The sequence below is a fragment of the Pseudomonas moorei genome, from assembly GCF_008801475.1.
GTDB classification, from domain to species: domain Bacteria; phylum Pseudomonadota; class Gammaproteobacteria; order Pseudomonadales; family Pseudomonadaceae; genus Aquipseudomonas; species Aquipseudomonas moorei.
On sequence record NZ_VZPP01000009.1, the window covers coordinates 185,917 to 205,736 of the forward strand.

The 19,820-nt window shown below is 58.4% G+C and carries 21 protein-coding genes and 1 tRNA gene; 17 read left to right on the forward strand and 5 right to left on the reverse strand.

Features of this window, described 5'->3' with window-relative positions; all coding sequences use genetic code 11:
- Positions 1-3: 3 nt before the first annotated feature.
- Together F7R06_RS18805 and F7R06_RS18810 are read left to right on the forward strand one after the other, a co-directional pair.
- Positions 4-243: a sulfurtransferase TusA family protein gene (locus F7R06_RS18805; protein ID WP_090317445.1), complete on the forward strand. Its 240-nt coding sequence runs from the start codon at positions 4-6 to the stop codon at positions 241-243.
- A gap of 31 nt (positions 244-274) precedes the next feature.
- Positions 275-1,345, forward strand: a complete 1,071-nt coding sequence (locus tag F7R06_RS18810; RefSeq protein WP_090317448.1) for an AI-2E family transporter — start codon at positions 275-277, stop codon at positions 1,343-1,345.
- A 137-nt stretch (positions 1,346-1,482) separates the two neighbouring features.
- Here F7R06_RS18810 and F7R06_RS18815 read toward each other — a convergent pair whose 3' ends face one another.
- Together F7R06_RS18815 and F7R06_RS18820 are read right to left on the reverse strand one after the other, a co-directional pair.
- On the reverse strand, positions 1,483-1,956 hold the full coding sequence (locus F7R06_RS18815) for a peroxiredoxin (protein WP_090317451.1): 474 nt from the start codon (positions 1,954-1,956) through the stop codon (positions 1,483-1,485).
- Between the two features lie 10 nt (positions 1,957-1,966).
- Entirely contained in the window at positions 1,967-2,527 is a 561-nt protein-coding gene (locus tag F7R06_RS18820) for a glycine cleavage system transcriptional repressor (protein ID WP_090317454.1), read from the reverse strand.
- 327 nt (positions 2,528-2,854) lie between these two features.
- Here F7R06_RS18820 and dapA point away from each other — a divergent pair, with 327 nt between their 5' ends.
- The 9 genes from dapA (at position 2,855) to F7R06_RS18870 (ending at position 11,060) form a co-directional block, all read left to right on the forward strand.
- Positions 2,855-3,733 (forward strand): 4-hydroxy-tetrahydrodipicolinate synthase, encoded by an 879-nt coding sequence (gene dapA / locus F7R06_RS18830; protein WP_090317459.1) that lies wholly within the window; start codon positions 2,855-2,857, stop codon positions 3,731-3,733.
- A gap of 17 nt (positions 3,734-3,750) precedes the next feature.
- Positions 3,751-4,866 carry an NlpB/DapX family lipoprotein gene (gene bamC, locus F7R06_RS18835; RefSeq protein ID WP_090317461.1) on the forward strand — a complete coding sequence of 372 codons (1,116 nt, stop codon included), beginning with the start codon at positions 3,751-3,753 and terminating at the stop codon, positions 4,864-4,866.
- Between the two features lie 4 nt (positions 4,867-4,870).
- Complete coding sequence (locus F7R06_RS18840) at positions 4,871-5,629, forward strand: MBL fold metallo-hydrolase (protein WP_090317464.1); 759 nt, start codon at positions 4,871-4,873, stop codon at positions 5,627-5,629.
- Between the two features lie 28 nt (positions 5,630-5,657).
- The gene (gene purC, locus F7R06_RS18845) at positions 5,658-6,371 is read left to right on the forward strand and encodes a phosphoribosylaminoimidazolesuccinocarboxamide synthase (protein WP_007944067.1); all 714 of its coding nucleotides are present in this window, start codon (positions 5,658-5,660) and stop codon (positions 6,369-6,371) included.
- An 83-nt stretch (positions 6,372-6,454) separates the two neighbouring features.
- Positions 6,455-6,544 (forward strand) — tRNA-Ser (locus F7R06_RS18850).
- A 251-nt stretch (positions 6,545-6,795) separates the two neighbouring features.
- Positions 6,796-7,806: an ABC transporter substrate-binding protein gene (locus F7R06_RS18855; RefSeq protein WP_245706670.1), complete on the forward strand. Its 1,011-nt coding sequence runs from the start codon at positions 6,796-6,798 to the stop codon at positions 7,804-7,806.
- A complete protein-coding gene (locus F7R06_RS18860) occupies positions 7,803-9,527 on the forward strand; it encodes a diguanylate cyclase domain-containing protein (protein ID WP_090317470.1) in 1,725 nt (574 codons plus the stop codon). The genes F7R06_RS18855 and F7R06_RS18860 overlap by 4 nt, the downstream gene beginning before the upstream one ends.
- Positions 9,528-9,710: 183 nt before the next feature.
- On the forward strand, positions 9,711-10,637 hold the full coding sequence (locus F7R06_RS18865) for a LysR substrate-binding domain-containing protein (RefSeq protein WP_090317473.1): 927 nt from the start codon (positions 9,711-9,713) through the stop codon (positions 10,635-10,637).
- A 57-nt stretch (positions 10,638-10,694) separates the two neighbouring features.
- The gene (locus tag F7R06_RS18870) at positions 10,695-11,060 is read left to right on the forward strand and encodes a 5-carboxymethyl-2-hydroxymuconate Delta-isomerase (protein WP_090317476.1); all 366 of its coding nucleotides are present in this window, start codon (positions 10,695-10,697) and stop codon (positions 11,058-11,060) included.
- A gap of 3 nt (positions 11,061-11,063) precedes the next feature.
- Here F7R06_RS18870 and F7R06_RS18875 read toward each other — a convergent pair whose 3' ends face one another.
- Positions 11,064-11,999: a LysR family transcriptional regulator gene (locus F7R06_RS18875; protein ID WP_090317479.1), complete on the reverse strand. Its 936-nt coding sequence runs from the start codon at positions 11,997-11,999 to the stop codon at positions 11,064-11,066.
- A gap of 97 nt (positions 12,000-12,096) precedes the next feature.
- Positions 12,097-13,014, reverse strand: a complete 918-nt coding sequence (locus F7R06_RS18880; RefSeq protein WP_090317481.1) for a DMT family transporter — start codon at positions 13,012-13,014, stop codon at positions 12,097-12,099.
- A gap of 528 nt (positions 13,015-13,542) precedes the next feature.
- On the opposite strand from F7R06_RS18880, the gene F7R06_RS18885 reads away from it, so the two are divergent.
- The 5 genes from F7R06_RS18885 (at position 13,543) to F7R06_RS18905 (ending at position 18,523) form a co-directional block, all read left to right on the forward strand.
- The gene (locus F7R06_RS18885) at positions 13,543-15,192 is read left to right on the forward strand and encodes a phosphoethanolamine transferase (RefSeq protein ID WP_090317484.1); all 1,650 of its coding nucleotides are present in this window, start codon (positions 13,543-13,545) and stop codon (positions 15,190-15,192) included.
- A 68-nt stretch (positions 15,193-15,260) separates the two neighbouring features.
- Positions 15,261-15,923, forward strand: coding sequence for a class I SAM-dependent methyltransferase (locus F7R06_RS18890; RefSeq protein ID WP_090317487.1), 663 nt, complete (start codon positions 15,261-15,263; stop codon positions 15,921-15,923).
- Positions 15,924-16,046: 123 nt separating this feature from the next.
- Complete coding sequence (gene rnd / locus F7R06_RS18895) at positions 16,047-17,180, forward strand: ribonuclease D (RefSeq protein ID WP_090317490.1); 1,134 nt, start codon at positions 16,047-16,049, stop codon at positions 17,178-17,180.
- Entirely contained in the window at positions 17,177-17,470 is a 294-nt protein-coding gene (locus F7R06_RS18900; RefSeq protein ID WP_090317492.1) for a YcgL domain-containing protein, read from the forward strand. Before rnd ends, F7R06_RS18900 begins: the two co-directional genes overlap by 4 nt.
- Before the next feature lie 120 nt (positions 17,471-17,590).
- Complete coding sequence (locus F7R06_RS18905) at positions 17,591-18,523, forward strand: D-2-hydroxyacid dehydrogenase (protein WP_090317495.1); 933 nt, start codon at positions 17,591-17,593, stop codon at positions 18,521-18,523.
- 70 nt (positions 18,524-18,593) lie between these two features.
- Here F7R06_RS18905 and F7R06_RS18910 read toward each other — a convergent pair whose 3' ends face one another.
- Complete coding sequence (locus tag F7R06_RS18910) at positions 18,594-19,187, reverse strand: nitroreductase family protein (RefSeq protein ID WP_090317499.1); 594 nt, start codon at positions 19,185-19,187, stop codon at positions 18,594-18,596.
- Between the two features lie 165 nt (positions 19,188-19,352).
- On the opposite strand from F7R06_RS18910, the gene F7R06_RS18915 reads away from it, so the two are divergent.
- Positions 19,353-19,802 (forward strand): YcgN family cysteine cluster protein, encoded by a 450-nt coding sequence (locus tag F7R06_RS18915; RefSeq protein WP_090317502.1) that lies wholly within the window; start codon positions 19,353-19,355, stop codon positions 19,800-19,802.
- The last annotated feature ends 18 nt before the right edge of the window (positions 19,803-19,820 follow it).

Genomic DNA, 19,820 nt, shown 5'->3' on the forward strand with positions numbered 1-19,820 from the left:
GCAATGACCGACGCTGTAGCCCATGACGTTGAACTGGACGCCAGTGGCTTGAATTGCCCGTTGCCGTTGCTCAAGGCCAAGATGGAGCTCAACCGGATGGCCAGCGGTGCCGTGCTCAAGGTGATTGCCACTGATGCGGGGTCACAGCGCGATTTCCGCACCTTTGCCCGATTGGCCGGTCATACGCTGCTCCGCGAAGAGGATGAAGCGGGCGTTTACCAGTACTGGTTGAAAAAAGCCTGAAACCTGCGGCGTTTGTTCTTAAGGATTATTAATGTTCAAGGTGTTACGCGACTGGATTCAGCGCTACTTCTCCGATGAAGAGGCCGTGGTTCTCGCCGTCCTGTTGTTCCTGGCGTTCACCGCCGTGCTCACATTGGGCGGCATGCTTGCGCCCGTGCTGGCCGGGATGGTGCTGGCGTATCTGATGCAGGGATTGGTGGTTACCCTCGAACGCCTGCGTATACCTGGCGGAGTCGCTGTGGGGTTGGTCTTTGCGTTGTTCATGGGAGTGTTGCTGGTATTTATCGTGGTCGTGGTGCCGTTGCTCTGGCATCAGTTGATCACGTTGTTCAACGAGCTGCCGGGAATGCTCGCGAAGTGGCAGTCGCTGTTGCTGCTGTTACCGGAACGCTATCCCCATCTGGTCTCAGACGAGCAGGTGCTGCAGGCCATCGACGTGGCGCGGGGCGAGATTGGCAAGTTCGGCCAGTGGGCGCTGACGTTCTCGCTGTCGAGTCTGCCGCTGTTGGTGAACATCATGATCTATCTGGTGCTGGTGCCGATTCTGGTGTTTTTCTTCCTCAAGGACCGCGAAATGATTGGTCGGTGGGTGCGCGGTTATTTGCCCCGTGAACGGGCGCTGATTACCCGCGTCGCGCATGTGATGAACCGACAGATCGCCAACTACATTCGCGGCAAGGTCATCGAGATCTTCATCTGCGGTGGCGCGACCTACATCGGTTTCGTCGTGTTGGGGCTCAACTACGCGGCGCTGCTGGCGCTGCTGGTGGGCATCTCGGTGGTGGTGCCCTACGTCGGTGCCGTGGTGGTGACCGTGCCGGTGCTGTTGATTGCGCTGTTCCAGTGGGGCTGGAGCGACCAGTTCATCTATCTGATGGCGGTTTACGGCATCATCCAGGTCCTGGACGGAAACGTGCTGGTGCCGTTGTTGTTCTCGGAAGCGGTCAACCTGCACCCGGTGGCGATCATTTGCGCGGTGTTGTTGTTCGGTGGCTTGTGGGGCTTTTGGGGGGTGTTTTTTGCGATACCACTGGCGACGCTGTTCAAGGCTGTGCTGGATGCCTGGCCGCGCAAGGAGCCCGAGGTGGCACCATTGTTATAACGCTCGGCCTTGATTCGGGGTTGATAAGCTCTTCGCGGGCATGCCCGCTCCTACAGTTGACCGAGTTGTAAAGGCTGACACAGTCTCATGTGGGAGCGGGCTCGCCCGCGAAGGCATCCGAACAGACGCGGGGGAAATCAGGCTTTGTTGAGGGCCTGAGCGGCAGCCAACACTGCATCAACATGCCCCGGCACCTTCACGCCACGCCATTCCTGACGCAGCACGCCGTCCTTATCGATCAGGAACGTGCTGCGATCCACGCCCATGTATTCCTTGCCGTAGAGCTTTTTCAGCTTGATCACGTCGAACTGCTGGCATAGCGCTTCTTCCTTGTCGCTGATCAGCTCGAAGGTGAATGCCTGCTTGGCCTTGAAGTTTTCGTGGGACTTCAGGCTGTCGCGCGATACGCCGAACACTTCGGTGTTGGCGGCTTTAAAGGCTTCGAGCTGATCGCGAAAGCCCTGACCCTGGGTAGTGCAGCCTGGCGTGCTGTCCTTCGGATAGAAGTAGATCACCACTTGCTTGCCTTTGAGCGCAGCGAGGCTGACGGTCTGCCCGCTGGTGGCGGGTGCTTCGAAATCGGCAACCGGTTGGTCGATAGCAACGGCCATGAAAGCTTCCTTACATTGGGTTTTGTGGGCGCCACGGTTCGATCAGGGCGTCCAGGTTCAGCGCGTCTGCAAAATCCAGGAACTGATCGCGTAGCCAACTGATTTGCACGCCGGCCGGCAAGGTCACGGTAAACGTGGCATTGAGCATGGTGCCGCCGGTCTGCGGAGCCTGATAGGTGTCGCAGGTCAGGTTCTCCAGCTCAACGTTGTGATCCATGAAGAACTGGCACAACTCGTTGACGATGTCCGAGCGATAGGCCGAACTGACGTAGGCGACGTAGGGCAGGGCCTGCGGACGATTCTCCAGGGCTGCGCTGCGCACAACATTGACGGTGAAGGCGTGCCGTTTGGCCAGCACGGGCAGGCTGCCTTCCAGGCGTGCCAGGGCGTCCCAGCTGCCGGAGACTTCAAGGACCAGCGCACTGCACTCGCCGTGGCGTGTCAGGCGAGAGGTGACCACGGCGCAGCGGTTTTCATGGCTGGCGCGGCACAGGACGTTAGTCAGCTCCATGGGGTTGGCGCCAAGGGCACTGATGACAAGGAATTGTTCGCGAACTGTGGGGGTGGACATGCAGCATTCCTAAAGCGATGAGCGGTCGATACTTCTGTCGGCTTGTTTTGTCGAGGCTAGCCTGCGCAGGCGTATTCGGAAAACCCGAGGCGCAGCTTGCAACGTGCTCCTCAATGGCAGGAGCGAGGGGCGGCGACGCTGGATCAGGGCTTGTGATGCCGAAAATCGAGGCAGAAACCCGACGTACGAGCTTGTCAGTATCGATCAAAGTCTGAAGGGTAGCGAAAAGCAGCGCCAAGGGGAATGGCGGCAGCGCAGTACTTCGCTTGTACAAGCATCTTGGCGCCAGTACCATTACCGCTCTCTTTTTCCGGCAGGAGCGGTTGCATGATTGCGGGCAGTATGGTGGCACTGGTCACACCCATGGATGCGCAGGGTCGTCTCGACTGGGACAGTCTGAGCAAACTGGTGGACTTTCACCTGCAAAACGGCACCCACGCCATCGTGGCGGTTGGCACAACAGGTGAATCGGCCACTCTTGATGTGAACGAACACATCGAAGTCATCCGTCGCGTAGTGAAGCAGGTCAATGGCCGCATTCCGGTGATCGCCGGTACCGGTGCCAACTCGACCCGCGAAGCCATCGAGCTGACCACCAATGCGAAGACCGCCGGCGCCGATGCCTGCCTGCTGGTCACGCCGTACTACAACAAGCCGACCCAGGAAGGCCTGTACCAGCACTTCAAGGCGATTGCCGAAGCCGTCGACATCCCGCAGATCCTCTATAACGTGCCGGGTCGCACCGCTTGCGACATGCAGGCTGAAACCGTGATCCGCCTGTCGACCGTCAAGAACATCATCGGCATCAAGGAAGCCACCGGCGACCTCAAGCGTGCCAAAGCCATCATCGACGGTGTCAGCAGCGATTTCCTGGTGATCTCCGGTGACGATGCCACCGCGGTCGAGCTGATCCTGCTGGGCGGCAAGGGCAATATTTCGGTGACCGCCAACGTCGCTCCGCGCGACATGGCCGACCTGTGCATCGCTGCTCTGAATGGTGAGGCCGAGAAAGCCCGGGCCATCCATGAAAAGCTGATGCCGCTCAATAAAACCCTGTTTATCGAATCCAACCCTATTCCCGTGAAATGGGCGCTGCATGAAATGGGCCTGATGCCGGACGGTATCCGTCTGCCGCTCACCTGGCTCAGCGCCGAATGTCACGAACCGCTGCGGCAGGCCATGCGCCAGTCCGGCGTCCTGGTTTAATTGAGGAAGTACAACGCATGAAGCGAATGGCCGGACTTTCCGCACTTGCCTTGATTATCTCCAGCACCAGTGGCTGCGGATGGGTCTGGGGCCCGGAAGGTTATTTCCGTGACCGTGGTAGCGATTACCTGGGCGCGCAACAGACTGCACCGATGCAAATGCCGCCGGATATCAGCACCGCCAAGCGCCTTGACCCGCTGTTGCCGATCCCGCGTAACGTGGCTGATGAAACCGTCAAGGGCGAGTACGTCGTTCCTCGTCCACAACCGCTATCGGTCGCTGCCGACGCCAGTGCCTACTCCCTGCAAAAGAGTGGTGACTCGCGCTGGATCCTCGCGCAAAACCAGCCGGCCGAAGCCTGGCCAGCGGCTGTGCAATTCTTCCAGGACAACGGTTTCCGCCTGGACGAGCAGCGTCCGCAAACCGGTGAGTTCACCACCACCTGGCAGCATTCCGACGAACTTTCCGCGGCCATGGCCAAGCGCCTGAATGCAGCCGGTGTCGCTTCTGACAGCGAAATCCGTGCCCGGGTACGGATCGAGCCGGGCGTACAGCGCAACACCAGTGAAGTCTATGTGGTAACCGCCGAGCGTCCTGCCGGCAGTGCCGCCGACGTCGCCTTCACCAACCGTTCGGTCAATACCGGTCTGGACGCGGCTTTGGTCGATGACATGCTCGCGAGCATGAGCCGCATCTCGGAGAAGGGTGGTTCGGTGTCCATGCTGGCCTCCCGTGACTTCGACGCACCTGGTCGTGTCAGCCTGAATGTGGACGGCAGCGGCAACCCTGTCCTGAACGTTGGTTCCGACCTGGATCGTGCCTGGTCAAGCGTCGGCCGCGCCTTGGAGCACGGCGAATGGCGCGTGGAAGACATCAACCGCAGCCTGGGCCTGTACTACATCAACCTGGCTGAAAAAGCCGAGAAGAAAGACGACAAGCCAGGGTTCTTCAGCGGACTGTTCGGCGGCAAGTCGAGCAAGGAAGAAGTTGAAGCCCGTGCCGAGCGTTATCAGGTTCGCCTAAGCAAGGTGGGTGAAAGCGTTCAGGTCACCGTCGAGAAAAACATCAACACCGTGGCGCCTGCTGATGTGGCGCGCAAAGTGTTGAGCGTGATTCAGGACAACTTGGGCTGATCACATGCGTTTTGCCGTTCTCGGCAGCGGTAGCCAGGGGAACGGCACGCTGGTAGCCAGTGCTGATACATACGTGCTGGTGGATTGTGGTTTCTCCCTGCGGGAAACCGAAAAACGCCTGCTGCGTCTGGGTGTGCACCCTGCGCAGCTGAGCGCGATACTCGTGACCCACGAACATGCCGACCACGTGCATGGCGTGGGTTTGCTGTCTCGGCGCTACAATCTGCCTGTCTACCTGAGTCGCGGGACCTTGCGCGGGATGCGCAAGCCGATTGAACCCGCGGGCTTTCTGGCGGGCGGCGAGCAACTGCAGATCGGCGACTTGAGCATTGGTGTCATTGCCGTGGCCCACGATGCACAGGAACCGACGCAGTACGTCTTCAGTGACGGTGAACGGCGATTCGGCCTGTTGACCGACCTGGGGTCATACTGCAACAGGGTGCTGGACGGTTATCGGGATCTCGATGCATTGATGATCGAGGCCAACCATTGCCGTGACATGCTGGCTCGCGGTCATTACCCGTACTTTCTGAAGCAGCGGGTGGGCGGCGAACTGGGACATTTGAACAACCATCAGGCGGCATTCCTGGTGGCCGAGTTGGGCTGGCAAGGCCTGCAACACCTGGTCCTGGCCCATCTGAGCAGCAAGAACAACCTGCCGCAGCTGGCCCGGCAATGTTTTGTCGACACCCTAGGGTGCGACCCGGACTGGCTGCAATTGGCCGATCAAGATTCAGGGCTCGACTGGCGACACATCGCCTAGCCCATCTACTTAGCAAGCGGAGCCCATCATGGAAAAACGTGAAGAACTCTACCGCGGCAAAGCCAAGTCGGTTTACAAGACCGACGACGCTAACCGTTTGATCCTGTTGTTTCGTAACGACACCTCGGCGTTCGACGGCAAGCGCATCGAACAGCTCGACCGCAAAGGCATGGTGAACAACAAGTTCAACGCCTTCATCATGCAGAAACTCGAAGCCGCCGGCGTGCCGACCCAGTTCGACAAGCTCCTGGGCGATAACGAGTGCCTGGTTAAGAAGCTGGACATGATCCCGGTCGAGTGCGTCGTGCGTAACTACGCCGCCGGCAGCCTGGTCAAGCGCCTGGGTGTCGAAGAAGGCATGAAGCTCAACCCTTACACCTTCGAACTGTTCCTGAAGGACGACGCCAAGGGCGACCCGTTCATCAACGAATCCCACGTCGTGGCATTCGGCTGGGGCACGGCCGAGCAACTGGTTCGCATGAAAGAACTGTCGCTCAAGGTCAACGAAGTCCTGAGCAAATTGTTTGATGACGCCGGCCTGCTGCTGGTCGACTTCAAACTCGAATTCGGCGTGTTCCACGACGGTTCCATCGTTCTGGGTGACGAATTCAGCCCGGACGGTTGCCGTCTGTGGGACAAGGCGACTGGCAAGAAAATGGACAAGGACCGCTTCCGTCAGGGCCTCGGTGACGTTATCGAAGCCTACGAAGAAGTCGCCAATCGTCTGGGCGTACCGCTTTAACCGACGCAAGCATCTGATAGCACGGAAAAATTTCGCTTAGGGGGTTCGCTTCCGGCAAAAGTGTTGTTATGATGCGCGCCGTTGGAGAGATGCCAGAGTGGCCGAATGGGACGGATTCGAAATCCGTTGTACCTTCACCGGTACCTAGGGTTCGAATCCCTATCTCTCCGCCATTATTGAACAAGATTAAGCCCCTGAAATGGTCAAACATTTCAGGGGCTTTTTCGTTTCTGACATTTCGTTCCGCAGACAGGCTGCGATCTCGTTTCAAGCTGATTGGACAGTCTTGATCAGCACAGCGTTTTCGACCGAAGGCGCTGCCTGCTCGAAAAGGTTGCCAAACACCGGCTCACTGCCCTATGTATAGTGGCAATATTGCATCCTGTGGGCAGTCTTCATGAGTTACCGGTGCCCGTTGTGGGTCATGCCTCTCATCTTTTTTCTATCACTGCCGGTGCAGGCCGACGAGCAAACTTTGCGTGTGCTCGCCTGGCCCGGGTATGCCGACAGTGACGTAGTCGCTGGCTTCGAGAAACGCTTCAACGTTAAAGTCGAAGTCACCATGGTCGGTAGCGATGAAGTGCTTCGAAGCAAGATGACGGAAAACCAGGGCGGTAATTTCGATGTGATCGCCGCCAATACGGCGGAAGTCCACTACTACGCCGATCAAGGGTTACTGCAGCCGCTTCGCCCCGAACGCATTGCCAACACTTCGCGTCAGCTCCCACGGTTTCGCGATTATTCAAGAATCCCCGATGTGGTGGTCGACGGTCGCATCTATGCCATTCCCTACGTCTGGTCGGACATGGGGCTGATCTATGATCGCAAGCAGTTCAGTCAGCCGCCCGAGTCCATCACCAGCATGTGGGACCCGAAATTTCGGGGCAGCGTGTTGGCGTTCAATACCAGCAACCATAATTTTTCCTTGGCCAGCCTGTCGTTGGGCGGCGATCCATTTCGGATAGAGGCAGCCGATTTTCCGCGTGTATCCGAGCAATTGATTGCACTGCGCCGTAACGTGTTGACGTTCTACTCGCTACCGGAGGAAGCCGCGGAGTTGTTTCGACGGCATAACGTGGCGCTTCTGTTTGCCAACTATGGACGCCAGCAACTCAAGCAGTTGCGGGACGCGGGAATCGACGTGGGTTATGTGATCCCCCGCGAAGGCGCGCTGGCATGGCTTGATTGCTGGGCAATCAGTCGTGGCGCGCGTGATCCGGTACTGGCCAACGTCTGGATCAATTACATGCTCGAGCCCGGGGTCAGTAACCTTCTAACTGAGCGTCAGGGGCTGCCTAACACGCTGCAAGAGCCGAATGAGGGTGGGCCGTCGAACCGTTTGATCTGGCTGCGCCCCGTTGAAGACGACAAACGCCGCACCGAACTTTGGCAACGTATCGTTTCCGGCGAGCGTCCGCCGTTGGTGCAGCAATGAGGTTCGGCATCGCCTTCAAACTGGGCTGCTTGATGGCCGTGTTTGGCATGTTGCCAACGGCTCTTGCGGGGTACTACATCTATAACAGCAGTCGCGAGTTACTGCTTCAGGCTGCCGAGCGCGATTTGCAAACCGCGGTTCAGGTGCTCGGGCGTAATCTGCAAAGCAGTTTGCGCAATATTTCTCTGGATGCCGCCGTGTTGACTAACGGTGCGCACGTACAGCAACTGGCAAATATCAACGACCCCGCGCAACGTAGTCATGTGCAGGATGATCTGGCCGCATTGTTCCGTGCGATGTTGCTGGCGCATCCCGACTACATGCAGATTCGCTTGATCAGCGCCTCTGACCATGGGCTGGAATGGGTTCGCCAGGATCGGGACGGCGATCGTATCGTCAGGGTCAGTGGCGCTGATCTGCAAGAGAAGGGGCATTTTGCCTATGTGTTCGAGGCGTTGAAGCTGGCTCCGGGCGATGTGCGCATTTCGCCGATTGTCATCAATCACGAGCAAGGTGCGCATTCCGGGCTGGGCAAGCCGACGCTGCACGTTTCAACGCCCGTGGCCGACGCTAACGGAAAAGTATTCGCGCTGCTGGTCATCAACGTCGATCTCGATCAGTTGTTCAGCCAACTGCAAAGCGATCTGCCGGATGAATATCAGGTTTATCTCAGTAATCGTTGGGGCGACTTGTTGATTCATCCAGATCATCGGCGGACCTTCGGTTTCGATCAGGGCCGCCGACTGTTTCTTCAAGATGAGTTTTCCGAGGTGTCCCGACTCCTCGATCCGAGCGGCCCGAACAGCTTGATCAGTCGCAGCGTCGAGCAAAATCAACAGGATGGTCTGGTCGCGGCTTTTGTGCGGCTTGCCAATAACTCCGAAACATCCGAGCCGTTTGTCATTCTTGGCCTTGGGCAGCTGCAAAGTCATGTGCTGGCGCAAGCATCGCGAGCCGGTGGCTATATTGCACAAATTGCAGTGTTCTTCAGCCTGTTGGCATTGCTGGTGGCGTTTATTGCGTCCCGCGCGCTGATTCGTCCCCTGCGCAACATGACCGAAGCGGTCGAGTTGTTTTCCCGGGAGCGGAAAATCAGCGAGCTGACACCTCGGCAAGACGAACTGGGCGTACTGGCACGCAGCTTTCGTGCGATGAAAGAGGAAATTCTGACCCAGCTCAAGGATCTCACCCACAGTCGTGCTGCGTTCGAACATCTGGCTCGCCACGATTCGCTGACTGGGCTGCCCAATCGACGGATGTGCTTCGAGCGACTGGAACAGGCCCTGATCAGCGCACGACAGAGCGGTCAGAAAATGGCTTTGCTGTTTGTCGATCTGGATCATTTCAAGGAGGTGAATGATCAGTGGGGCCACCGCTTTGGTGACCTGGTGCTGCAAGCGGTGGCCAAGCTGCTCAGTTCAGCCAGTGAGGCCCGCGATAACGTAGCCCGCCTGGGGGGCGATGAATTCGTGATGTTCTTTGAGGATGTGCAGGATCCTCGCAAAATAGTCGCTTTGCTGGAGAAACTGCATGTCTGTTTTCAGCTGCCGCTGTTGATCGACGGAAGAGGGGTGAACATCCATGCCAGCATGGGCGTGAGCATGTTTCCACGGGACGGCAACGACATTGGCGCTCTGATCCAGCATGCCGATCATGCGATGTATAAAGCAAAGAGTGCGGGTAGAAACCGGTACTCCTTTGAGGTGATGAGTGAGCACTGACCGGTGAGTCGGGGCATTTCTCCTCGGTCTTGAGACGTCTGAAAAGTTATCGAGCCCGATTGTTGTTACCCCCTGCGCATTTGCAATTAACGCAAAGTAGCCAGGTGATTCTCATCAGTCGCATAGACGCCGCTTACGACACCTCCCTAAACTGTCAACAGTGAATGGGCGCGGGGTCAATGGATGAATCGCAACGAACTACGCAAGGCCGACATCAACCTGATGGTGGTGTTCGAGGCGCTGATGATCGAGCGCAATGTCACCAAGGTGGCGAAGAAGTTGTTTCTCGGCCAGCCAACCATCAGTTCGGCGCTCAATCGCTTGCGTACGATGTTCAACGATCCGTTGTTCATTCGCGTCGGGCATCGCATGGAGCCGACGGCGCGAGCCGGAGAAATCTTTCGGCACTTGTCGCCGGCGCTTGATTCATTGTCGGTGGCGCTGAGCCTGACACACGATTTTGACCCCGGCAGCAGCACCATGACCTTTCGAATCGGCATGTCGGACGACGTCGAGTTCGGTCTGTTGCCGCCGCTGCTGCGTGCATTGCGCCAGGAAGCGCCGAATGTGGTGTTCGTGGTGCAGAATGTCGATTACTGGCGGATTCCCGACTTGCTGGCGTCCGGCGATGTCACGGTCGGCATCACCCAGACGCGTGATCTGCCGGCCAATGCCAAACGCAAGCTGCTGCGACACATCCAGCCTTGTGTGCTACGTGCCGATGCCTCCGATACGCCGCTGACCCTCGATGAATATTGCTCTCGCCCGCATGTGCTGGTGTCCCACATCGCCAACGTCAGCGGTTTCGCCGATGAGTGGCTGGCGCAGATTGGTCGTACGCGCCAAGTGGTGCTTTCGGTGCCGCAGTACAGTTCGTTGCCGGCGTTGCTTGCCGGGACCGATCTGATTGCCAGCCTGCCGGATTACGCCGCCGAGGCCATGGCCGCGACCGGGCAGTTGTTCAAGGAACCCTTTCCGTTCAAGACGCCGACCCTTGACCTGTCCATGGTCTGGCTCAGTCATGCCGACAGCGACCCTGCTGAACGCTGGTTGCGTTCCCGTCTGGAGTCGTTCATGGGGCAGCGCAATCTGCAATCGCTACCTCATTGAGCGGGACAGCTCTGTGTTATATGTATGATTTTTGCGCTAACTTACAGGAGTAACGCCATGCCTCACCTGCACCTGGAATACACCGCCAACCTCCCCGAGCTGAACGCCGATGTGGCATTGATACGGCTCAACAACACGCTGGTGGGTTCGGGTCAGTTTGCTGCCGAGTTCGACATCAAGAGTCGCGCGGTGAAGGTCGAGACATTCAAGGTCGGTACCGCAATGGCCGAGCGGGCGTTCGTGCATGTGAAGCTGGCGGTGCTGAGCGGGCGTTCGCCTCAGATCAAGCAGCAGTTGTCCGAAAGCCTGCTGGCGGTGGTGAAAGATTTATGTGAATGGCCGGCGGGCGTCGAAGTCCAGTTATGTGTGGAAATCCTCGACATCGACCGCGACTCCTACGCGAAAACTGCCATCGGCGTCTGAGTTTCAGACCCGTTGCGGATTGGTGCAGGCCATGAGCACTTGTTCGCGCAACCAGGTGTTGGCGCTGTCCTGATCGACCTTTTGACTCCAGTGCATGTCGAGCGTGAAGCCCGGCAGGCCCTCCGGCGCTTCACGGTGATTGAAGGCTGCTTCATCGGCCAGCAATCGCTGGATGCGCCGGGGCAACGTCAGGACGAAGTCGGTGCCGGTGATCATTTTCAGCGCCGCGCTGTAACTATTGGCCCGCGCCACAATGTGCCGTTGGCGCGCCTGCTGTGACAGCCAGCCGTCGACCATGTTGGTGGTCGAAGTCCATGGTGTCGGGAACACATGCCGGCGTTCGACGAAGGCTTGCAGGCTCAGGCGCGGCTCTGCCGGCGTAGCGCATTTATCGAAGACACAGACCAGATCGTCTTCCAGTAGCGTTCGCGTATTGAAGTCGCCGTGGTTGCGATGAAAGTTCGGGCCGAAACCCATCACCAGATCAAGGCTGCCGTCGCGCAGTGCCTCGGCTGGGATGTCGGTTTCGAGCTTGTGCATGTTGATCATCACCGCGAGGTCAGCGAAAGCGAAATTCTTCAGCAGATTCGGCAGGATCAACTGTTCGAAGTATTCCGGCGCGCAAATGTTGAAGGTCGCCGGATGCAAGGCTGGATTGAACGCGGGTGCCCCGGCGTGACACAGATTGATGCTTTCGAGAATCTTCAGCACGTGGGGGTACATGGTGCTGGCCTTGAATGTGGGGCGCATGCCGCTGCGGGTATTGATGAACAGCTCGTCGGTGAACCCGCTGCGCAGTTTCTTCAGGCAATAACTCACGGTGGACTGGCTGACGCACAATGCCTCGGAAACCCCGGTGACGCTGTTTTGCTCGTACACGGCAACGAACACCATGAGGTCCTGCATGTCGAGCTTTCTTAGCACGTTGCTGTTGAGCATTCCTTGCCTCTTGCGGCTCGTCTGGCACTGCTGGTGCGTAAACCTGTGCGAGCGATCCTAGCGCAATGAAGGTGCAAGGAGAATGTCCTGCAGGTATTCAACGGCCAACGCTCACAAGTGTCGCGCGTCGGCTGGACCTTAACAGCGCAAGCATGCCGGCCCCGACCATGACGGCGCCCAGTGCTTCCAGTGGCAACGGCGTCTGACGCCCCCAGAGCCAGTGGAACAGGGTGATGAACAGTGTGCTCAGGTAAATGTAGGAAATGACGGAGGACGGCGCGATCACCCCAATGGCCCGATGCAACAACCAGAATGTCGCCAGGGTGGCAAATAGTGCCAGGTACACGAGCCAGTAGACATCCGTCACTGTCAGCAATGACGTCGAACGCCAGCCGCCGCTGAACCCACAGAACGTCAACAGGAACGCTGCGCCGAACAGCATGTTCCAGAAGGTCATGGCCACGGGGCCACGTCCCTTTAGGCTACCGGTTTTGAGTCGCTGGCTGAGGGGCGAGTAGAGCGCCATTGCCAGGCAACCGACGCCGTATACCGACAGCGCGTACAGCGACGGCAGCTCATCGGGGCCCATGCCTTTCATCACCAGGAGCGCGGCTCCGGCAGCGGCGATCAGCATCGGCCATAGTCGTTGTTTCAGGTGGCTGTCGGGCATGAGCACCGCCTCGAACCCCAGGGTCAGCAGCGGCACCAGGGTGAACATCGTTCCGGTGTTGACGGCCGAGGTATAACGCAGCGCCTCGAACAGCGAACCGAAATACACAGCGAGCAGCAAGCCGAGTACGCCGTGACCAAGCAGCCCGCGGGCGGTCATGGCGCTATCGCCCTTGAACAGCAGCAAGGGGAAAAATACCAGCGCACAAAACAGCAGGCGCAAACCGGTGAGCAGGATAGGGTCTATGGTCTGGCTGACCTGCGCCGCAGCGGAAAACGACGCAGCGATCAATAATGCCCAAAGCAGCATGCCGGCGTGGGCGATAGCGAATCCGGTGCGATTCATGGGGGGCTCCAAGTCATTGAATGTGTCAACCGTCACGCAGAGGATTGAAGCGCCGGACCATCAACGGCGAGAGCCCGGCGATCAAATACCAAGTGTCTTGCACGAACGTAGTCTGGCCGCCGGCACCCTGATAGGGAGGGAAGGGAGGTTGAGCGAAGGTTTTCCCTGAGCAGGCCTTGATAAGCAACACGATGATTAGGCGCGAGTGAACAGCAGGCCGCAAATCAGAAAGTCCGGTGAGATATCTAAAAATCAAATAATGCTGAGCGGCCTTCGATGCCGACAGTTCATCGGCGCAACCGGCGAGGATGACAGGCGGTGGTGTTTGACCCAGGTCTGAACGCAGCTGAATAAAAGCTGAACGACTCTCAAATAAGTCAAGGGTTTCTGTCGGATACCTGAAGCCAACCGTTAATTAGCTTCATTTCACAAAAAATTGATGGATGACAGTCTAAGATTTACGCCGTCGCGGTGAATGGAAGATTTTCGCATTTGCCGAGGCCTTTCTTTCCAGGAACAGCCGACCCCATGTTGAAGATTAAAGCCGTGCGCCCTGAGTGGGTGACATTGATTGCCAGTGCCTTTTTATTAGTAGCCTTCAATTTTGTTTTGTGGCAACACCTGTTCGACATCACCGCAGCTGATGGCAAGGGCATCGTCATGCGCGTTGCCTTCGGGGCGATGATCCTCGCAGCCTTCAACATTGTCCTGACCCTGTTGGCTTTCCGCCCCGTCCTCAAACCGATTCTGACCCTGCTGTTCATGGTCAGTGCAGGCGTGGCTTATTTCATGAGTCAGTATGGCGTCCTGATCGATGCCGGCATGTTTCGTAATTTCGCCGAGACGAATGCCACGGAAGTGCGTGACTTACTGTCGATAAAATTGCTGGTTTACATCCTGCTGCTGGGTGTTTTGCCCTCGTTCCTCTTGTGGAAAACCCCTGTCAGCTACCGCCGCTGGCACCGCGAGCTTCTCAGTAAGGTGTTGGTGAGTGCGGCGTCGGTAGCGGTTATCGGCGGCGTTGCGCTGGTCAACTATCAAGGCCTGTCATCGTTGTTTCGCAACCACCATGAGTTGCGCCTGATGGTAGTGCCAAGCAACTACATTGGTGCTTCGTTCGGTTACATGCGTGAGCAGGTTGCGTCTGTCCAGCAACCCTTTGTCAAAATCGCTGAAGATGCCCAGCGAAATCCGGCCTGGCAAACCCATGACCGTAAATCGCTGACTGTGCTGGTGGTGGGCGAAAGTGCCCGGGCGGAAAACTTCGGCATTCTTGGTTATAACCGCGACACGACCCCCAAGCTCAACAAGGAGGCGGGTCTGATTGCATTTACCGATGTGCATTCCTGCGGCACTGAAACCGCTGTGTCGGTGCCTTGCATGTTCTCCAACATGGGGCGCGATAATTACAACGCCAGCAAGGCGAAGAACCAGGAAGGCCTGCTGGACGTGCTCAAGCGGGCGGGTCTGGATGTGATCTGGCGCGACAATCAGTCTGGCTGTAAGGGTACTTGCGATCGGGTCACGCTCGACGATGTGAGTGACCTGAAAGACCCGGTGCTGTGCGCCAACAGCGAATGTCGAGATGAAATCCTGTTGCAAGGCCTGCAGCACTTCATCGACACCTTGAGCAAAGACACGGTGTTGGTTTTGCACCAGATGGGTAGCCATGGTCCGGAATACTTCAAGCGTTACCCGAAAGAGTTCGAACGCTTCACGCCTGTCTGTGAAAGCAATGCGCTGAACAACTGCAGTCGCGAAAGTATCGTCAATGGCTATGACAACACGCTGGTGTATACCGACCATGTGTTGTCGACCTTGATCGATCTGTTGCGCAGCAACCAGCAGAAAGTGGATACCGCCATGCTTTATCTGTCGGACCACGGCGAATCCCTGGGCGAATACAACTTGTTCCTCCATGGCACGCCTTACATGTTGGCGCCGGAACAACAGAAACATGTCGCGATGCTGGCCTGGTTCTCCGATAGCTATCAGAAGTCGTTTTCGGTAGACACCCATTGCCTGCAACAGGGTCGTGATAAACCTCTGAGCCAGGACAACCTGTTCCATTCAATGTTGGGTCTGCTGCAGGTCAACAGCAAGACTTATGACCCGGATCTGGATATGTTTGCCGGATGCCGTGGCGCGGTGAAAGACGGCGTGTTGGCCAAAAAGTAGCAAGACCTTTTTTCATGCAGCGGCCGCTGAACAGTGGCCGGTAAAACCACGATCAAGAGCCATTGCAAATGTCCGCTCAGCCCCCAACCGCCATCGAACTCGAGTTCGCCCGGCGCTACGACCAGGAACACGCCCGCGCCTGTCTGCAGCCGCGGGCGCAGGGCTTGGCCGGGCGCCTGGGATTCTGGCGTGAAGAGCGACTGGTCCGCAATGCGCTCAAGGTCGCTGGCGAGCCTGGCCTGATCCTTGACGTGGCTTGCGGTGTCGGGCGCTTCTGGTCGGTGCTGGCCGAGCACGCGAATCGGGTGATCCTCGCCGCCGATCCGTCCCAGGACATTCTCGATCATGCCCGCACCCACCATCCGCAGAGCCTGCTGAAGCGGATAAGAACGTTTCAAAGTTCGGCGTTCAACATTGGCTTGCCGGAGAATGCGGTCGACTGCATTTGTTGCATGCATCTGTTTCAGCATATTGCCTGCTCCGAGCATCGTCTGGTGCTGTTGCGCGAGTTTCACCGGGTCGGGCGCGATACCGTGATTGTCGCCGTGCGGGTCAGTGGCCGCTTCAAGGGCCACCCTACAGACGAGGAGGGGCTTGCAGCCCGTCTGCTGGTCAGCAAGGCCGAAGTTGAAGCCGAGTTCAAGCAAGCGGGTTTTTGCATACTCAGTCATCAGGACTTCCTGCCAGGCTTCGCGCCGATGCGGGTTTATGTACTGCGCAAGGCCGGCTAGCCCACCTTTGTCGGACTATTCTTTCTATCCGGCAGGTATTTTCGCTAATGCTCTTGTTCAGTGGATGCGCGGAAATCGCCGGGGGCGATATATACTGCGCGCCATTCTTCAAGGGAGAGCCGTGTGGCCATCGATATTCACTGGATTCGCGACAACGATAGCCTCGGTCGGTTTTGCACCGAGTGGCAGCAGTTGCCATACGTTGCCCTCGACACCGAATTCATGCGGGTCGACACCTTCTATCCCATCGCGGGCCTGCTGCAGGTGGGCGATGGCGTACGCGCTTACCTGATAGATCCGCTGACCATCGATAACTGGCAGCCCCTGGCCGCACTGCTGGAGAACCCGGCGGTGCTCAAGGTCGTGCACGCCTGCAGTGAAGACCTCGAAGTCCTGCTGCGGCTGACCGGCAGCCTGCCGACGCCATTGTTCGATACCCAGCTGGCTGCCGCTTACCTGAACCTGGGTTTCTCCATGGGTTATTCGCGTTTGGTGCAGGAAGTGCTCGGCATCGACCTGCCCAAGGGCGAGACCCGTTCCGACTGGTTGCAACGTCCGCTTTCCGATACCCAGATCAGCTATGCCGCCGAAGACGCCGTGCACCTGGCCGAAGTGTTCGTGAAGCTTCGTCCGAAACTTTCCGACGACAAATACGCCTGGGTCCTGGAAGACGGTGCCGAACTGGTGGCCAACCTGCGCCGCGAGATCGATCCGTATGAGGTCTATCGCGACGCCAAACTGGCCTGGAAGCTGTCCCGCGCACAACTGGCCGTACTGCGTGAGCTCTGCGCCTGGCGCGAGAAAGAAGCCCGTGCCCGTGACCTGCCGCGCAACCGCATTATCCGCGAGCATTCGCTATGGCCGCTGGCGCGTACCCAGCCGGACAACCTCGGCGCGCTGGCAAAGATCGAAGACATGCACCCGCGTACCGTGCGTCAGGACGGCGAATTTCTGCTTGATCTGATCAAGCGCTCTGGCAGTGTGTCGCCAGATCAATGGCCGCCCGCCGTGCCGGAGCCGCTGCCAGTGGATGCCGCCGCGTTGCTCAAACAGATGAAAGCCATCGGCCAGGCCGAGGCCGAGCGCCTCGGCATCGCGCCGGAGCTGATGCTGCGCAAGAAAACCCTGGAAGCGCTGCTCAAGAGCGGCTTCCCCAATGGTCCCTACCAATTGCCTGATTCGCTGCGTGGCTGGCGCCGCGAATTGATGGGCCAGGCGCTGCTTGACAGCCTGGCCACCGCCGGAGAACAGCCTTGAAACGTATTTGCTCCATCTACCGCAGCTCGAAAAGAAACGAAATGTACCTGTATGTGCTCAAGAGCGATGCTCTGGAGCGCGTGCCCGAGCCGTTGATGATTGCCTTTGGCAAAGCCATCCACGCCTTCGACCTGGTGCTGACCCCGGAGCGCAAACTGTCGCGCGAGGACATCACCGTGGTGCTGGAAAACCTCGAAAAGCAGGGCTATCACCTGCAAATGCCGCCAGCCGAAGACGAGTACATCGAGCACTTGCCCGAAGAGTTGCTGCGCCGCAACGACCCAATTTAATCGGCAGACAGGCTCTGTTCAGAGCCTTTTGAAACACTGGAATGATTTTGGCGATGGCCGCGTCGACGCAGCGAAAACCTGTCGGCGGTCGTCGGCAGCGTTTTTTTGAAAGGTTGAAGCATGCGCGTTCTGATTGCTGAACACGACCACCCTGTGTACGCCCGACTGCTGCGCGAAGCGGCGCCCGATCTGGAAGTGATGACCAGCGGCGATTCCGCCGAACTGGCCCGCCAGGCTGCCGACTGTCCAGTCTGGCTCGGACAACCCGATCTGCTGGCGACGCTGCTGCGTCAAGGTCATCAGCCGCAATGGCTGCAATCGACCTGGGCGGGTATCACGCCGTTGTTGGCCGACGGCTTGCCTCGGCATTATCGCCTGACGCGTGCGGTGGGGATTTTCGGCCAGGTCATGGCTGAGTACGTGCTCACCTACATGCTCGGTCACGAGCGGGAGGTGCTGGCGCGATTGGTCAGTCAGGTCGAGCGTAAGTGGGACAGTCGCCATGGCCAAAGCCTGGCGGGACGCAAGGTGTTGATCGTCGGCACCGGTGATATCGGCCAGACCGTGGCGCAGTTCCTGCTGCCGTTTGGTGTCGAGCTGTACGGCATCGCCAGCTCAGCCCGCGAGCAGGCACCGTTTATCGAGGTCGGTTCGCTCGACGATTTGCCGCGTCTGGTCGGCGAAGTCGATTACGTGATCAACCTGCTGCCCAATACACCCAGTACCCACGATATTTACAACGCCGCGTTGTTCAAACAGTTCAAGCCGACCGGTTTGTTCATCAACGTCGGGCGTGGTGTAGCGGTGGTCGATGCGGACCTGGTGGAAGCGTTGAAAGAAGGGCATCTGGTGGGCGCCGTGATCGATGTCTGCCGTCAGGAGCCATTGCCACAGCGCCACCCATTCTGGACGGCCTGGGGCCTGTTGCTGACCGGCCACAGCTCGGCACCGACCTCGCCATCATTGATGGTGAAGCTGTTTGTCGAGAACTTGCGGGCTTATCAGGCCGGAGAGGCGTTGCGCGGGGAAGTGGATTTCAATCGCGGGTATTGAACCCGCCGCATACTTGAATATTGGCCAAAACCTGTGAGAGCGAGCTTGCTCCCACAGGGGGTTGCTGTTCTTAGAGGGTGAAATCACCTTCAGCCGCCAGCTCGCTCAAAGGACGGCGCGGGCTCGGCTCTTCGCGGGCTTGCAGGTAGTCCGCCAGTGTCGCCTTGTCCCCCAGCTTGCCAATCGCCACGGCCGCGTGCAGCGCGTAGCCTTCCGGAATGTTCAGCTCCTTGCGGGTCAGCGCCTGATCGAAACCGGCCATGCCGTGGGTATGCCAGCCGCTGATACTCGCTTGCAGCGCCAGGTGGCCCCAGGCCGAACCCGTGTCGAAGGTGTGCCACAGGGCGGGGGTTTCTTCGGTGGCGCCTGGCGCGGTGAAGGTGGTCTTCGATACCACGATCACCAGGGCCGAGGCGTGTTGCGCCCAACTGCGGTTGAACTCGTTGAGCAGGCCCAGGTAACGCTCCCAGTTCGGCGTATCGCGACGTGCGTAGAGAAAGCGCCAGGGTTGCGAGTTGTACGCCGACGGTGCCCAGCGCGCGGCTTCGAAAAAGCTCAGCAGCGTTTCTTCGGGAATGGCTTCGCCGGTGAAGGCGCGCGGCGACCAGCGATCGGTGAATTGAGGGTGGATGGCATAGTCGGCAACGCGTGGGTTGGCACTCATCAACAGATTCCTTGCTAAGTTTTAAAGTGTAAGGCGACGCAGAACCCTACTCGGCGGCGCAAAGACTGACAAGCGCGTTCTACCGACAGTCGCCAACGCTTGGCCGACGAGCCTCGCGGCACTAGACTGGCGGCCTTTTCATCACCTGATGTAGATGCTTGAGCCATGGCCGCCAAAGTCGAACCGTTCTGGATACGAAAAACCCTCGATCAACTGGATCAAGAGGAATGGGAATCGCTGTGCGACGGCTGTGGCCTGTGCTGCCTGCAAAAGCTCGAAGATGAAGACGACAACAGCGTCTATTACACGCGCATCGCCTGCAAACTGCTGGACCTGAAAACCTGCCAGTGCACCAACTATCCCAACCGTCGTGACTTCGTGCCGGACTGCATCCAGCTCACCCCGGGCAAGGCCGACGAGTTCAAATGGCTGCCGCCGACTTGCGGTTATCGCCTGGTCAGCGAGGGCAAGGATTTGCCGCTGTGGCATCACCTTGTTTGCGGGGACCGTGACGCGGTGCACCATGAACGCATTTCCCAGTCCGGACGCATGCTCGCCGAAGGCAGCGTGGCCGAGGATGATTGGGAAGATCATCTGATTTTTCGCGCGGGTTGATGGTGGCGAGGGAGCTTG